This is a genomic window from Streptomyces naganishii JCM 4654, assembly GCF_014650575.1.
GTDB lineage: Bacteria > Actinomycetota > Actinomycetes > Streptomycetales > Streptomycetaceae > Streptomyces > Streptomyces naganishii.
The window spans coordinates 306,261-320,930 of the sequence record NZ_BMVF01000006.1; the positions used below are offsets into that span (position 1 = coordinate 306,261).

Below are 14,670 nucleotides of genomic sequence, written 5' to 3' on the forward strand. Positions count from 1 at the left end.
GCTCACGCTCGGGGCTCCAGCGAGGACGCGTCCTCGGACTCGGCGTCGGGCAGGAGATTGCTCATGGCGGCCACGAGGAGTTCGTCCTCCACCGTGCCCACCAGCCCCCGCAGTTCCTCCACCCGCCGTAGCAGATCCGGGCGGACTGCCGCGCGCGGCCGGACACACCAGATGCGGGGGTCGGCGGTCAGCTCCCGCCGTTCGGTCTTCTCGTCCAGCAGCTCCTCGTGCAGCTTCTCGCCTTCGCGCAGACCCGTGTAGGTGACCTCGACGCCGGGAGCCTGAACGGCGGTGACATAGCGGTCGACAAGGTCGGCGATGCGCACCGGCTGCCCCATGTCGAGGATGTAGGTCTCGCCCGCGGTGGCCATCGTCGCGGCCTCGATGACCAGGCTGGAGGCCTGCGGGATGGTCATGAAGTAGCGGGTGACGTCGGGGCTGGTCAAAGTGACGGGCCTGCCGTGGCCGACCTGCCAGGCCAGGCTGTGCAGGAACGATCCACGGCTGCCGAGGACGTTTCCGAAACGGACAGAGCCCACACGCATGGATCCGCCTGCGTACGCCTGGACGATGACCTCCCCAAGACGCTTGGTCAGGCCCAGGACGGAGGTGGGGCGTGCGGCCTTGTCCGTGGAGACGAAGACGAACCGGTCGACCCCCGCTTCCGCCGCGGCTCTGACAACGTTGGCCGTGCCGATGACGTTGCTGAGGACACCCTGCGAGGGGTAACGCTGCAGCAGCGGAAGGTGCTTGTGGGCGGCGGCGTGGAAGACGATGTGGGGCCGGACCCGGGCCATGAGTTCCCGCATGGCGTCCGCCTGGCGTATGTCGCCCAGGACGATCGTCTCGTCGTCCAGCAGCCCGTGGCCGTGGAGGTCCAGCTGGACCGCGTGCAGGGCGGACTCGTCGTGATCGACCAGGTGGATGCTCTCCGGGGACAGCTGCCAGAGCTGGCGGACGAGCTCGCTCCCGATCGATCCGCCGGCGCCGGTCACCAGGATCCGTCGTGCGCCTACGAGCAGCCTGGCCTCACGGCTGTGCACGACGTCCGGCCTTCCGCCGAGCAGGTCGCCGGCGTTCACCGGCGGGAGCTGCTGAATCGTTCCTTCGGAATTCCGTGGCGCTGCCGCGGTCATGGACGCTCCCCTTCTGGACCGGCACGCCGTGGGCGGCGGCTGGTGGCAATCGATACTCCGGGCGCGCAGGGCCGTCCGCAGGAGCCCCCACGGACGGCAGATGGTGCGCGGTCGACGAAGGGAGTCGGCGGGCGACCCGTACGTGACCGCGGCGGACGCCGTTGTCCAGCACCGTCCGGTGATGAGCACCTGACGCGATCAAGAGAAATACATGAGTGACGCACACACTGCAAGAGGATCATGGAGAGATAGTGATGAAACTGTGCGCAGGAGATGCACGTGACGGGCCCATATGGGTCTCAACTCGGGCATACGAAGTTCCAGTTGTGTTCGAATTGTGTTGAGCCGACCGCGGCTTGGGCGAGTCGAAGCGCACATGCCGAACCATCAGCACTTCCGCGCGAGTGGGGGGGGGCATCCAGGCGGGCGATGGCTGAGCCATGGGCAGGGCGGCCGGCCGCACGCGGGCTCGTCCACGATGGTGTGCCGGGACTCGTGCCGGACCGTTCGTCGACGCGTGGCGCGGACTCGCCACCGAAGGAGTGAGGATGACGGGCGTCGGCGTGGCCGCCGGGTACGAGTGGAAGCCCTCATTCCAGTCTTCCGGGAGGTCTCTTCCATGTCCGTACGTCCCGTGCTCGGCACCCTCGGCGTGGCCGCCGCCACCCTGCTCCTCGCGGCCCCGGCCGTCCCGGCGGCCGCAGCCACGGCCGCGGGCGAAACGGTGACCGTCGACCCCACGGCCCGCATGGCCGAGGACGGCACCGTCACCCTCACCGGCACCTACCGCTGCTCCGGGGCCACGGGCGCCGTCTTCGTCGGCTCCACCCTCGGGCAGAACGCCTCCTCCACCCGCTACGGCATCGGCGGCAGCCGGGCCCTGTGCGACGGCAAGGAGCACCGCTGGGTCAACAGCGGCAAGCCGTCGAGCACCCTCGAGCCCGGCGCGGCCCACGTGGAGGCCACCGTCATGGAACTGGCCCCGCAGGACGGCCTGCCCCTGATGCCCCGTCTGCACGCCACCGTGCAGCAGGACATCACCTTGGCCAAGAGCTGAACGGGGGAGGGGCAGGACCCGTCGGGTCCTGCCCCCCTCAGCGCCCTCCGGGACCGGTCAGCGGATGCGCTTGGTGGTCCAGCCGCTCCACTTCCCGTTGCTGTACCGGTGGTCGTAGTAGCGCTTGCCGTTGAGGCCGATGCAGGTGACGTTGAATTTCCAGCCGTTGACGTCCCAGACGTCCATCGAGTGGTGTCCCGGCTTGGTGCAGTAGCCGTTGTCCAGGTGCTTCCAGCCGCTCAGCCCCGAGCGCGACTGCCACTGGGTGTAGGCGCCCTTGTTGGTGCCGATGACGAAGGCCTGCCAGTAGCCGTTCGGCAGCTTGATCTTGACGTTGCTGTTGCAGTAGAACGTGCCGCCCCAGGGCTTGGCGTAGTGGCACCAGCCGCTGGCGGAGACCGTCTTCCCGGTGGGGCCGCCGCTGCCGGGCGCGGCCGCGACGGGGGAAGAGGCCAGCAGCGGGGTCATGACCACCGCGAGACCACCGGCGAGCAGCGCCGACCGGCGCAGCTTGGGCGAGGACATCACACGTGCTCCCTTTCGGTTTTCGGGTTTCGCGTGCTTCACGTCGCACGATGCTCCCGGCGCGGGCGCGCGCTGTCGTTGGCCGCCGGCGCACAGTTGTTGGCGCTGAGCGCACTGTTGCCCCGCGGGGGTGCGGGGGCAGAATGCATCCGGATCGATTCAGTATGGATTCAGTGCAATCGGGGGATTTGACGTGGATCTGGTCTTCGACACCAGCGCTTTACCCGTGGGCGACCGCGCCGAGGCGTGGCGGGAGAGCACCGCGCGGGCGCTCGTCCCGACCGAACTCACGCTGCGCGACGCGGCCCGCTTCGAAGCGCGCATCCACACGACGGCGCTGGGCGCCACCCGCCTCAGCGCCATGTCCTACGGCCCGCTGCTGTCCCTGCGGACACCCCGGCTGATCCGGCGCTCCGACCCGGAGCACTACCAGGTGGCGCTCATCCTCGGCGGCCGCCAGGGCGTGGAACAGGCGGGCAACAACGCGGTACTGCGCCCGGGGGACTTGGTCTTCTACGACAGCTCGCGCTCGTTCACCGCATGGGCGGAGCAGGAGGACGGCGGCCCGGCCGCCCAGTCGCTGCTGCTGCAGTTCCCGCGCCGCCTGATGCCGCTCGCGGAGTCACGGCTGGCCCGGCTGTCGGCGGTTCCCCTGTCCGGGAGCGAGGGCGTCGGACGCGTGATGCGCGGATTCCTCGAGGCCCTGGCGGCCGAACGGTCCCGGTGCGGCCCGTACGACGCCGCCCGCCTCGGCGCCACCGCGATCGACCTGGCGGCCGCCCTGCTCGCCCACCACCTGGGCGACGAACGGGCCGCGGCGCCGTCCCGCTCACCGCGCGAGGTGCTGTTCCTGCGGATCACCGCCTTCGTCGACCAGCACCTGCACGAGGCGGACCTCACCCCGTCCGCGATCGCGGACGCCCACGGCATCTCGCTGCGCTACCTGCACCGCATCTTCCAGCAGCACGGCACGTCGGTCGCGGCCCACCTGCGCGACCGCCGCATGGCCCGCTGCCGCCGCGACCTCGCCGACCCGGCCCTGCGCCGCCTCCCCGTACACGCGGTGGGCGCCCGCTGGGGCTACCCGACCCCCTCCCACTTCAACCGGACCTTCCGCGCCATCACCGGACTGTCCCCGGGCCGCTACCGCGAACTGGCCCACGAACATCCGGACGACGACGACCCGGGGGACGCCTTGGACGCCGAGTAGTCGGAGAGGTTGGTGGGGCGGCGACGCGAGCTGCCCCACCGGAAGTTCAGACGTGCGAGTCGGACGCCAGCGTCGTGAACGCCGACCAGGCGTCGCGAGAGACGGCCAGGGACTGCCTTTCGGTGTCTTTCGAGTCCCGGACGAGAACGACGCCGGGGGGCAGTGCAACCTCGATGCAGTTGTCACCGCCACCACCGCTGTAGCTGCTCTTGAACCAGGCCAGCTCGCTGGTGCTCATAGCGCTCCTCGCATCTGCTCCAGCAGGCTCGCGGTGGCTTGATGACTCAGAGCCTGCGAGCGCATCTTGCCATAGCGCTGAAGCATGTGACTTACCGATTTCGGGTCGCTGATGAGCATGCTGGTGCCGTGGCCCTCAACGTAACCGACCCAGCTGTGATCAGCCCTCTCGGCGAGGTACATCTCGCCCTCGAAGCCAGAGTGTTCCTCTTGGAGCAAGGGCATGATCTGAAGCTCTACATTGCGGTGCCGGCCGGCTGTGATGAGGTGGTCGAGAAGAGACTTCGTCACGGCGCCCCCCGCCATGCGACGCTCCAGCAGCGCCTGTTCGATGACGAAGCTGAACGTCGTGTGGGGACGATCAACGAGAAGTTGCTGCCTGGCCAGACGTGCCACCACCTGCCGTTCGGCCTGTTCCTCGGTGAGAGGAGGGAGGTACCGGTCGAAGAGAGCCCGAATGTAGGGCTCGGGCTGCAACAAACCTGGTACGACGCGGCTTTCGTAGGCGTACAGGGAAAGGGCCTCCTCTTCGATCGTGGCCCACTGCAAGAACCACGATGCCAACCCCGCCTTCCGAGTAAGGCTCTTCGCCGCCGCCCTCAACACCCGCCCAGCGACCGCTCCCAGTACCTCATCCGACCGCTCCAGCAGGTCCCGTGGCGGGAACCGCTTCCCCTGCTCGATCTTGGCGATGTACGCGACCGAGTACCGCACCAGCGGCGCGAACTGCTCCTGTGTCAGACGGGCCTCCTCGCGCAGGGCCTTGAGGACCGCGCCGAAGGTCTTCAGACTCTCGGGGAGCTCCGGCTCGCAGTTGCCGCCCCCGTTCCCGGCACCGCCTCCGCCCTGCCCGGCGCTCCCGTCCACCCCGCCGCCCTTGCCCGTCGTCATCGCAGCCGCCTTCCCCTGTGCCGCCGGTCCGCACCCGTGCCGGGGCCCGGACGCTCGCCGTACCGTCTGCCGCACGCGCTGCGCCACGCTCGGCACACGTATCGTCACGTACGGCGAACGACCCGGTCCAGCGAGTCGACCAGTACAACCCGGTCTGTATCGGCCCCGGACCTGCCGACGGGCCGTCACTTTCCGCAGAGTGGCCGCCATGCCAGTCCCCCGTACCCAGAGCCCTGCCCCGGCCCGTACGTTCACCCAGCGCTTCTCCGCCACCCGCCGAGGCGCTCGCCTCGCCCGGCTGCTCGCCGCGCACCAGCTCACCGGGTGGGGCCACCCGCACGGCACCGAGGCGCACGACACCGTCGTCCTCGTCGTCGCCGAACTCGCCGCGAACGCCGTCCTCCACGGCCACGTCCCCGGACGGGACTTCGCCCTGTCCCTGTTCCACGACGAGAGCCGGGGCGTCGTCCGGATCGAGGTGACCGACACCCACCCCGCCCAGCCGGCACAGCGGACCCCCGGTACGGACGAGAGCGGCGGTCGCGGCCTGCTCCTCGTCGACGCGCTCGCCGCCGACTGGGGCGTACGCGACCGCCTCGGCCCCGGCAAGACGGTCTGGGCCGAGTGCGCTCTGGCTCGTCACGCGTAGCCTGGGCTCAGGCATTCAGCAGTGCACCTGCGGAGGGGCGTCCAGCCAGACAGGCTGGACGCTGACCCGGGGCTTGACGTTCGGGTAAGGCTTGCACCACTCGTCCCGCAGGTCTTCCTCGACACGTCCGACGTCAGGAACGCGCGCGCCCTGCCGCCCACGTCGACTCAGCCGCCCATGACCCACCGCACCATCGCGACCACTCCGAGCATCAGGGCCGGTCCTACCCACCACCACCCCATGACCCGACGTACCGGCGGCAGTACCCACAACGCCGTCGCCGCACCGGCCGCTCCGATGGTGAGGACGCACGACAGCACGATGCCTGCGTACGCGTCGCCGTCCCAAGGCCCGCGTCGCAGGGTCGCGCGGGCGGAACCGCCTGAATCGGCGGTTGTCAGTGGTCGCTTCCGGTGTTCAGGCGGTGCAGCAGCGCGGGCAGGGCCGTGCCGATGGGTTCGCGGATCACTTTGTCGGCGAGGTCGTCGTACGGGGTCGGTTCGGCGTTGACGATGACCAGGTGTGCGCCGTGGTCGGCGGCGACGCCGGCGAGGCCGGCGGCGGGCTGGACCTGGAGGCTGGTGCCGACGGCGACGAACACCTGGCAGGCCTTGGCGATCTCGACCGCCTCGCCGAGCACCTGCGGGTCGAGGCGTTCGCCGAACATCACGGTGGCCGACTTCAGGATGCCGCCGCAGTCCCGGCACGGCGGGTCCTCCTCGCCGGCCTCGACCCGGGCGAGGGCGTCCTCCATCGGGCCGCGCGCCCCGCACCGCGTGCACACCACGCCGCGCACGCTGCCGTGCAGTTCGAGGACCTTGCGGGCGGGCATCCCGGCGAGCTGGTGCAGGCCGTCGACGTTCTGCGTGATCACTCGGACCGGGACCCCCGAGCGCTCCAGCTCGGCCACGGCCCGGTGCGCGGCGTTCGGCTCGGCCTGCAGGGTGCGGTTCTTGCGGCGCATCTGCCAGGACCGCCGCCGGATGTCCGGGTCGCTCATGTAGTAGCCGTACGTCACGAGCTTCTCGGCCTCGGGATCCTTCCGCCACAGCCCGTTCGGACCGCGATAATCGGGGATTCCGGAATCAGTGGAGATGCCCGCGCCACTGAGAATTGCGACGAGTGGCCTGCTCATGTGTCGAGAGTAGGACGCCTGCCCGCTCGGGGCGAACGGATATCCGGGACGCCCGCCCGGCGACGCCGTGACGAGCCCCTCGCGGACGAATCACGACTTCTGCCGGGGGAGCCGCACTGCCGGCAGTACCTGTCGGGAATCAAAGAGCCCGGCCCCATCGGCCATGGTGCCGTCGGGCGCGCGATGCCACGGCCGTCGGAGTTCGAAGGGCGCCGCCATCTGCGTCACTTCGCTTTTGCGCAGGTCGGCAGGGGCGTGGCGGCGCCTCTTCTCGAAACTCTCAGATGTCCCGGAACGTCTCGATCTGTGCCCCGATGGAGTTGAGGCGCTCGGCGAGGTCCTCGTAACCGCGGTTGATGACGTACACGTTGCGCAGGACCGAGGTGCCCTCGGCGGCCATCATGGCCAGGAGGACGACCACCGCCGGGCGCAGGGCCGGCGGGCACATCATCTCGGCGGCGCGCCAGCGGGTCGGGCCCTCGACCAGGACGCGGTGCGGGTCGAGCAACTGCAGGCGGCCGCCCAGGCGGTTGAGGTCGGTGAGGTAGATCGCGCGGTTGTCGTAGACCCAGTCGTGGATCAGGGTCTTGCCTTGTGCGGAGGCGGCGATCGCGGCGAAGAACGGGACGTTGTCGATGTTCAGGCCGGGGAACGGCATCGGGTGGATCTTGTCGATCGGCGCCTCCAGCTTGGAGGGCCGCACGGTGAGGTCCACCAGCCGGGTGCGGCCGTTGTCCGCGAAGTACTCGGGGCTGCGGTCGTGGTCCAGCCCCATCTCCTCCAGCACGGCCAACTCGATCTCCAGGAACTCGATCGGCACCCGCCGCACCGTCAGCTCCGACTCGGTGACGACCGCCGCCGCCACCAGGCTCATCGCCTCCACCGGGTCCTCGGAGGGCGAGTAGTCCACGTCGGCGTCGATGACCGGCACGCCGTGCACGGTCAGCGTGGTCGTGCCGATGCCCTCGACCCGTACCCCCAGCGCCTCCAGGAAGAAGCACAGGTCCTGGACCATGTAGTTGGAGGAGGCGTTGCGGATGACGGTCACGCCGTCGTGCCGGGCGGCGGCCAGCAGCGCGTTCTCGGTCACGGTGTCGCCGCGCTCGGTCAGCACGATCGGGCGGTCCGGCCGCACCGAGCGGTCCACCACGGCGTGGTACTGCCCCTCGGTCGCCGCCACGTCCAGGCCGAACCGGCGCAGCGCGATCATGTGCGGCTCGATGGTGCGCGTGCCCAGGTCGCAGCCGCCGGCGTACGGCAGCTTGAAGCGGTCCATGCGGTGCAGCAGCGGGCCGAGGAACATGATGATGGAGCGGGTTCGTACGGCGGCCTCGGCGTCGATCGCCTCCAGGTCCAGGCCGGCCGGCGGCACGATCTCCAGGTCCACCCCGTCGTTGATCCACCGGGTGCGCACGCCGATCGAGCTCAGCACCTCCAGAAGGCGGTACACCTCCTCGATCCGGGCGACCCGGCGCAGTACCGTGCGCCCCTTGTTGAGCAGCGACGCGCACAGCAGCGCCACGCACGCGTTCTTGCTGGTCTTGACGTCGATGGCGCCGGACAGCCGGCGGCCGCCGACCACCCGCAGATGCATCGGGCCGGCGTAGCCCAGCGACACGATCTCGCTGTCCAGGGCCTCACTGATTCGGGCGATCATCTCAAGGCTGATGTTCTGGTTGCCGCGCTCGATGCGATTGACGGCGCTCTGGCTGGTGCCGAGCGCCTCGGCGAGCTGGGCCTGCGTCCAGCCGCGGTGCTGCCGGGCGTCACGGATGAGCTTGCCGATGCGTACGAGGTAGTCGTCTGCCATGGGGTTGAGGCTATCTCAGATATGAGATGGTGCCTCTTGGGGGGTCCGTTCGGGTGAAGGGTCGTCAGCGCTGCCTATGTAATGCCCCGTTGTGCCGGTTTTGCACCATCTGGAGCGTGGTGCCGGGGGCCTGCATGTGCATTGCCCGCCCGTCCCCCGGGCGACCGCCCGCCCCCGGCCCACCCACCGCCCACCGTCCGCCGCCCGCGGCCCGTCGTCCGGCGACCGCCCACCCACCAGCCATCCGCCCGCCCCGGAAGCCGAATCTCCTCCGTCGCCCCGATGTCGTCCCCCGGGCCGGGGGTACTCGCTGCCGTGCGGCCGGGGCCGCACATGACCATCCGGCCCCCATGTACTAGAGTTATCTCGACATCGAGATATCTGCCGAGGCGCCCCGCAGCCCCGCTCGGTAAGGGCTACCTAACTTAGCCTTACCTCAGCGGATCGGCCGAGCCGTCGTGGCGGCAGGATTGCGGTGGTACGCGCACATCAATGAAGGAGACTGTCGTGTCGGCGAACAGCTTCGACGCCCGCAGCACGCTGCAGGTGGGCGACGAGTCGTACGAGATCTTCCGGCTGGACAAGGTCGAGGGCTCCGCGCGCCTTCCCTACAGCCTGAAGGTGCTGCTGGAGAACCTGCTCCGCACCGAGGACGGCGCGAACATCACCGCCGACCACATCCGTGCCCTCGGCGGCTGGGACTCCCAGGCCCAGCCGTCGCAGGAGATCCAGTTCACGCCGGCCCGCGTGATCATGCAGGACTTCACCGGCGTACCCTGCGTCGTCGACCTGGCCACCATGCGCGAGGCCGTCAAGGAACTCGGCGGCGACCCGGCGAAGATCAACCCGCTCGCCCCCGCCGAGCTGGTCATCGACCACTCCGTGATCGCCGACAAGTTCGGCACCCCGGACTCCTTCAAGCAGAACGTCGAGCTGGAGTACGGCCGCAACAAGGAGCGCTACCAGTTCCTGCGCTGGGGCCAGACCGCCTTCGACGAGTTCAAGGTCGTCCCGCCGGGCACCGGCATCGTCCACCAGGTCAACATCGAGCACCTGGCCCGCGTCGTGATGGTCCGCGAGGGCAAGGCGTACCCCGACACCCTGGTCGGCACCGACTCGCACACCACCATGGTCAACGGCCTCGGCGTCCTCGGCTGGGGTGTGGGCGGCATCGAGGCCGAGGCCGCCATGCTCGGCCAGCCGGTCTCCATGCTGATCCCGCGCGTCGTCGGCTTCAAGCTCACCGGCGAGCTGCCCACCGGCACCACCGCCACCGACCTGGTGCTGACCATCACCGAGATGCTGCGCAAGCACGGCGTGGTCGGCAAGTTCGTCGAGTTCTACGGCGAGGGCGTGGCCGCCACCAGCCTCGCCAACCGCGCCACCATCGGCAACATGTCGCCGGAGTTCGGCTCCACCGCCGCGATCTTCCCGATCGACGACGAGACCATCAACTACATGCGCCTGACCGGCCGCCCCGAGCAGCAGCTCGCGCTCGTCGAGGCGTACGCCAAGGAGCAGGGCCTCTGGCTGGACCCGGACGCCGAGCCGGACTACTCCGAGAAGCTCGAGCTGGACCTGTCCACCGTCGTGCCGTCCATCGCCGGCCCCAAGCGCCCGCAGGACCGCATCGTCCTCGCCGACGCCAAGACGCAGTTCGCGCAGGACGTGCGCGCCTACGTCAGGGACGGCGGCGACGTCGACGAGGCCAGCAAGGAGTCCTTCCCCGCCTCCGACGCCCCGGCCATCTCCAACGGCGCCCCCTCCCACCCGGTCTCCGTCACCGCCCCCGACGGCACCACCTACGAGCTGGACCACGGCGCGGTCACCGTCGCGGCCATCACCTCGTGCACCAACACCTCCAACCCCTACGTCATGGTCGCCGCCGCGCTGGTGGCCAAGAAGGCGGTGGAGAAGGGCCTGACCCGCAAGCCGTGGGTCAAGACCACGCTGGCGCCGGGCTCCAAGGTGGTCATGGACTACTACGACAAGGCCGGCCTGACCCCGTACCTGGACAAGCTGGGCTTCAACCTCGTCGGCTACGGCTGCACCACCTGCATCGGCAACTCCGGCCCGCTGCCGGAGGAGGTCTCCCAGGCCGTCAACGAGCACGACCTCGCCGTCACCTCGGTGCTGTCCGGCAACCGCAACTTCGAGGGCCGGATCAACCCCGACGTCAAGATGAACTACCTGGCGTCCCCGCCGCTGGTCGTCGCCTACGCCATCGCCGGCTCCATGAAGGTGGACATCACCAAGGACGCCCTCGGCGTGGACCAGGACGGCAACGCGGTCCACCTCGCAGACATCTGGCCGACCGAGGCCGAGGTCAACGACGTCGTCGCCAACGCCATCGGCGAGGACATGTTCTCCAAGTCCTACGCCGACGTCTTCGCCGGCGACGCCCAGTGGCAGTCGCTGCCGATCCCGACCGGCAACACCTTCGAGTGGGACCCGGAGTCCACCTACGTCCGCAAGCCCCCGTACTTCGAGGGCATGGGCCAGGAGCCGGAGCCGGTCGAGGACATCACCGGCGCCCGGGTGCTCGCCAAGCTGGGCGACTCGGTCACCACCGACCACATCTCCCCGGCCGGCGCCATCAAGGCCGACACCCCGGCGGGCCAGTACCTCACCGAGCACGGCGTCCAGCGCCGCGACTTCAACAGCTACGGCTCGCGCCGCGGCAACCACGAGGTCATGATCCGCGGCACGTTCGCCAACATCCGCCTGCGCAACCAGATCGCGCCGGGCACCGAGGGCGGCTACACCCGCGACTTCACCCAGGACGGCGGCCCGGTCTCCTTCATCTACGACGCCTCGCGCAACTACATCGAGCAGGGCGTCCCGCTGGTCGTCCTGGCCGGCAAGGAGTACGGCTCCGGCTCGTCCCGCGACTGGGCGGCCAAGGGCACGGCCCTGCTCGGCGTCAAGGCCGTCATCGCCGAGTCCTACGAGCGCATCCACCGTTCCAACCTGATCGGCATGGGCGTCCTGCCGCTGCAGTTCCCGGAGGGCCACACCGCCTCCACCCTCGGCCTGACCGGCGAGGAGACCTTCTCCATCACCGGCGTCACCGAGCTCAACGAGGGCACCACCCCGCGCACGGTGAAGGTGGCCACCGACACCGGCATCGAGTTCGACGCGGTCGTCCGCATCGACACCCCCGGTGAGGCGGACTACTACCGCAACGGCGGCATCATGCAGTACGTGCTGCGCAGCCTGATCCGCAAGTAACGGGCCACCAAGTAACGCAGCAAGCACGGCAGTTGGGCCGCATCCCCGCAACGGGGGTGCGGCCCCCGCCGTCATGGGCGTACGGCATGTCGACCGGTTCCCGTATGGCAGCCGACGGCGGCGGCCCCTAACCTGGAGGTGGGTAGCCGAAAGTAGTCCTTCGGGTGCCATCGGTGTTTCCGGACCCCGGCGATCGGGGTACTTGCCTGCGGTGGTGCACAACCGTCCACTAGGCTGATTGGGCGCCATCGGGCACATCGGGGGAAGCAGGGGGGCTGAGGTGGTGCGGGAGGGGGGACCCTTGTGGCGCAGGAGCAGCATGTGCGGCAACGAGAGCGAGTGCCTCGAGGTCGCCGTGGGACACGGCGGCGTCATGGCGCGTGACTCCAAGACGCCTCGTCGCACGCCCGTGCGCTTCACCGCCCCCGCCTGGAGGGAGTTCCTGCACGCGGTGACGCGAGGGGAGTTGGCCGGCTCATGACGTCGTTGTCAAGCCATCGCCAGGAGGTAGGGGGCCTTATGAACGCCGGTGCATCCGCGGCGCGGCAGTCCGGCAGGAGGACGTCCCGGGGGCCCGCGGTCGCGGGCGCGGTCACCTTCGCCCTGGGCGCCGGCGCCGTGGCGACACTCGCCGCCGCCCTCGCCTCCCTGGCCGTGGAGGGGGCGCTCGCCAAGAGGATCGTCTGGGTCGTCGTGGCCGTGGCGGTCGCCGTCGCCGCCGGGGTGTGGCGGGCCGGCCGTACCGCTACGCCGTCCCCACCTGATCCGGTTCCCCTTCCGCACGGTTCTCGGACGGGTTCGCCTCGGTAGCGGTCCCGCCTTTGCGGCGGTTCCAGAGGCGTTTGCCGCCCCACACTGCTCCGGTGGCGCCGGACGCACCCAGGACCGACAGGACGACGCTGCGTATCGGGGACCAGGGCAACTTCAGTCCCTTGACCATGTGGATGGCCGCGAGCATCGCCGCGAGTATCAGCAGCACGACCGCCAGGACGAACACCCCGGCCACAGCCATCGTCTTCATCTTCACGGCGCCACGCGCCTTCTCTATCGCGATGAGGTTCCGCGTCTGCCCCTCGTCCTGGATGGCCTGCGCCTTGAGTTCCTCGTCGGTCAGCCCGGAGGCCGGCGGCTCCTCGCCCCCGAGCACGCAGGACCGGACCCACTGCCGCAGGTCCTGCCATGTCGACCTGAAGACCACGTCGGTCCTCCCCCGCTCCGTGAAAGCCGTGAGCCCTCTAGTGCCTAGCGGGTCCCGAGGTCCTGCCTGATGTGACCGATGAGGTCGAGCGACTCGGCCTCGCCGAGCGCAAGTTCCGTGATCGTCTGGAAGCACTCCTGGTAACGGGCCAGCAGTTCGAGGTCCTCGCCGCCCGTCATGCTGCCCGCGGCGTGCTCCAGGTAGAGCAGGTCGTCGTCGTCCGGAAAGCCCAGGAGCACGAAGCTGCCCAGCGTGCTGTAGTGCGCCCCCGCCCCAAAGGGCAGCACGCGGATCGACACGCCGTCCCGCGCACCGAACTCGAGCAGCTGCCGCAACTGCTCGCCGAGCACCTCCGGGCCACCGATCTGCCGGCGCACCGCGGCCTCGTCCAGCACGAACGTGGCCGCGGGCCGCCCGGACCCGTCGAACATCCGGCTCTGCCGCTCCATCCTCAAGTCCACCACCCGGTCCGCCCGTTCGGCGCTCAGGCCGCGCGGGGCGAGCAGGGCGTGCGCGTAGCCGGGGGTCTGGAGGTGGCCGGGGACGACGATCGGGTGGTAGGTGCTCAGCGAGGTCGCGGCGCTCTCGTAGCCCAGGTACTGGGCGAACTGCGGAGTGACCACGTCGTGGTACTTGGACCACCAGCTCGGTCCCTTGCTCCCGCGTGCCGCCTCCTCGAGCTCGTGCACCTGGCCGGGGTCCGTGATGTCGTACAAGGACAGCAGGGCGCGCAGATCGCTCACGGACACGCTGACCGTGCCCGTCTCCACGCGGATGAGTTTGGACTGGGACCACTCGACCCGCTCGGCGGCCTCTCGCTGGCTCAGTCCTGCCCGCTCCCGGGCGTGTCGTAGGGCAAGGCGCAGTTTGCGCCGGTTCAGGCTTGGATCCACTGGGGGTGTCATCGCCGCTCCTTCGACCGTGCGCGTACCCCGCACTCGGTCAGCCATGCACGGAAAGTTCCTAGCATTCAGCCGCTGTCATTATGCATCGGGCCATCAGCCTAGAGCTGAATGCAATTGCACGGCACGGCGACGAAATCCCGCGCTGGTAGCGCGCGGGGGGCGTGGACCCGGCGCACTGCGCCCCCGTCCCGGTTCGTCCCGTACGGCTCAACGCGCGAGCGGCTCCTCCTGCTCCCGGCGCGGCTGTCACCGCCCCAGGAGTGGGTGTGCGCGGCGCGATCGGCGCGTGAAATGCCCTGGGGGCGCGCGCACTTGCGCCCCGCGCGCGAAACGGCGCACCAACGGCGCACCAACTGTGCGCCAAGCGCCGCCCACGCCCGCCGCCCACCCGTTTACAGGCCCACTGCTCCCGCGCTACCCTCCCCGCAGGGGATGTGGGAGCGCTCCCATAGGTGGACCGGAACCTGCCGACGAGGGCGCTCCCGCCTCGCGCCGGCCGCACGCGGGCCCTGCTCCCGTGAGCCAGGGCGACGGGCACTCCGGGCGGACCCGGTGGCCGAGCCGTTGGCCACCGGGTCCGCGAGCGGGCAGGCGAAGGGGGGAAGGTGCCTGCCCGGGTGATGCTGGCTTGGTGCCGGCTTGTTGCGCCCACCTGGTGCGACAACGTTGTCGTAATGGGCTGCGCA

13 protein-coding genes are annotated in these 14,670 nt (G+C 69.9%); 5 read left to right on the plus strand and 8 right to left on the minus strand.

The features are described 5' to 3' along the window. Nucleotides 1–2 precede the first annotated feature (2 nt). Nucleotides 3–1,136 carry a polysaccharide biosynthesis protein gene (locus tag IE217_RS13570; protein WP_190178080.1) on the minus strand — a complete coding sequence of 378 codons (1,134 nt, stop codon included), beginning with the start codon at nucleotides 1,134–1,136 and terminating at the stop codon, nucleotides 3–5. A 619-nt stretch (nucleotides 1,137–1,755) separates the two neighbouring features. On the opposite strand from IE217_RS13570, the gene IE217_RS13575 reads away from it, so the two are divergent. Continuing rightward, on the plus strand, nucleotides 1,756–2,193 hold the full coding sequence (locus IE217_RS13575; RefSeq protein ID WP_190178081.1) for a DUF6299 family protein: 438 nt from the start codon (nucleotides 1,756–1,758) through the stop codon (nucleotides 2,191–2,193). 57 nt (nucleotides 2,194–2,250) lie between these two features. Here IE217_RS13575 and IE217_RS13580 read toward each other — a convergent pair whose 3' ends face one another. After that, a complete protein-coding gene (locus tag IE217_RS13580; protein ID WP_229865272.1) occupies nucleotides 2,251–2,718 on the minus strand; it encodes a hypothetical protein in 468 nt (155 codons plus the stop codon). A gap of 193 nt (nucleotides 2,719–2,911) precedes the next feature. Here IE217_RS13580 and IE217_RS13585 point away from each other — a divergent pair, with 193 nt between their 5' ends. Further along, nucleotides 2,912–3,928: an AraC-like ligand-binding domain-containing protein gene (locus IE217_RS13585; protein ID WP_229865273.1), complete on the plus strand. Its 1,017-nt coding sequence runs from the start codon at nucleotides 2,912–2,914 to the stop codon at nucleotides 3,926–3,928. 46 nt (nucleotides 3,929–3,974) lie between these two features. Here IE217_RS13585 and IE217_RS13590 read toward each other — a convergent pair whose 3' ends face one another. After that, nucleotides 3,975–4,166 (minus strand): DUF397 domain-containing protein, encoded by a 192-nt coding sequence (locus tag IE217_RS13590; protein WP_190178083.1) that lies wholly within the window; start codon nucleotides 4,164–4,166, stop codon nucleotides 3,975–3,977. After that, nucleotides 4,163–5,056 carry a helix-turn-helix domain-containing protein gene (locus IE217_RS13595; protein WP_190178084.1) on the minus strand — a complete coding sequence of 298 codons (894 nt, stop codon included), beginning with the start codon at nucleotides 5,054–5,056 and terminating at the stop codon, nucleotides 4,163–4,165. Before IE217_RS13595 ends, IE217_RS13590 begins: the two co-directional genes overlap by 4 nt. 208 nt (nucleotides 5,057–5,264) lie before the next feature. Here IE217_RS13595 and IE217_RS13600 point away from each other — a divergent pair, with 208 nt between their 5' ends. Then, nucleotides 5,265–5,705, plus strand: coding sequence for an ATP-binding protein (locus tag IE217_RS13600; RefSeq protein WP_190178085.1), 441 nt, complete (start codon nucleotides 5,265–5,267; stop codon nucleotides 5,703–5,705). Between the two features lie 397 nt (nucleotides 5,706–6,102). Here the strand turns inward: IE217_RS13600 and IE217_RS13605 are convergent, their stop codons facing one another. Both IE217_RS13605 and IE217_RS13610 read right to left on the minus strand, forming a co-directional pair. After that, nucleotides 6,103–6,840 (minus strand): SIR2 family NAD-dependent protein deacylase, encoded by a 738-nt coding sequence (locus tag IE217_RS13605; RefSeq protein ID WP_190178086.1) that lies wholly within the window; start codon nucleotides 6,838–6,840, stop codon nucleotides 6,103–6,105. Between the two features lie 280 nt (nucleotides 6,841–7,120). Then, a complete protein-coding gene (locus tag IE217_RS13610) occupies nucleotides 7,121–8,650 on the minus strand; it encodes a helix-turn-helix domain-containing protein (protein ID WP_190178087.1) in 1,530 nt (509 codons plus the stop codon). A 507-nt stretch (nucleotides 8,651–9,157) separates the two neighbouring features. Between IE217_RS13610 and acnA the strand changes: the two genes are divergently transcribed. Further along, complete coding sequence (gene acnA, locus IE217_RS13615) at nucleotides 9,158–11,881, plus strand: aconitate hydratase AcnA (protein WP_308432725.1); 2,724 nt, start codon at nucleotides 9,158–9,160, stop codon at nucleotides 11,879–11,881. Between the two features lie 283 nt (nucleotides 11,882–12,164). Continuing rightward, nucleotides 12,165–12,362 (plus strand): DUF397 domain-containing protein, encoded by a 198-nt coding sequence (locus tag IE217_RS13620; RefSeq protein ID WP_268249145.1) that lies wholly within the window; start codon nucleotides 12,165–12,167, stop codon nucleotides 12,360–12,362. Between the two features lie 264 nt (nucleotides 12,363–12,626). On the opposite strand, the gene IE217_RS13625 is transcribed toward IE217_RS13620, so the two are convergent. Both IE217_RS13625 and IE217_RS13630 read right to left on the minus strand, forming a co-directional pair. Next, nucleotides 12,627–13,079 carry a hypothetical protein gene (locus IE217_RS13625; RefSeq protein ID WP_190178090.1) on the minus strand — a complete coding sequence of 151 codons (453 nt, stop codon included), beginning with the start codon at nucleotides 13,077–13,079 and terminating at the stop codon, nucleotides 12,627–12,629. 44 nt (nucleotides 13,080–13,123) lie between these two features. Next, nucleotides 13,124–13,984, minus strand: coding sequence for a helix-turn-helix domain-containing protein (locus IE217_RS13630; RefSeq protein WP_190178091.1), 861 nt, complete (start codon nucleotides 13,982–13,984; stop codon nucleotides 13,124–13,126). Nucleotides 13,985–14,670 lie beyond the last annotated feature (686 nt).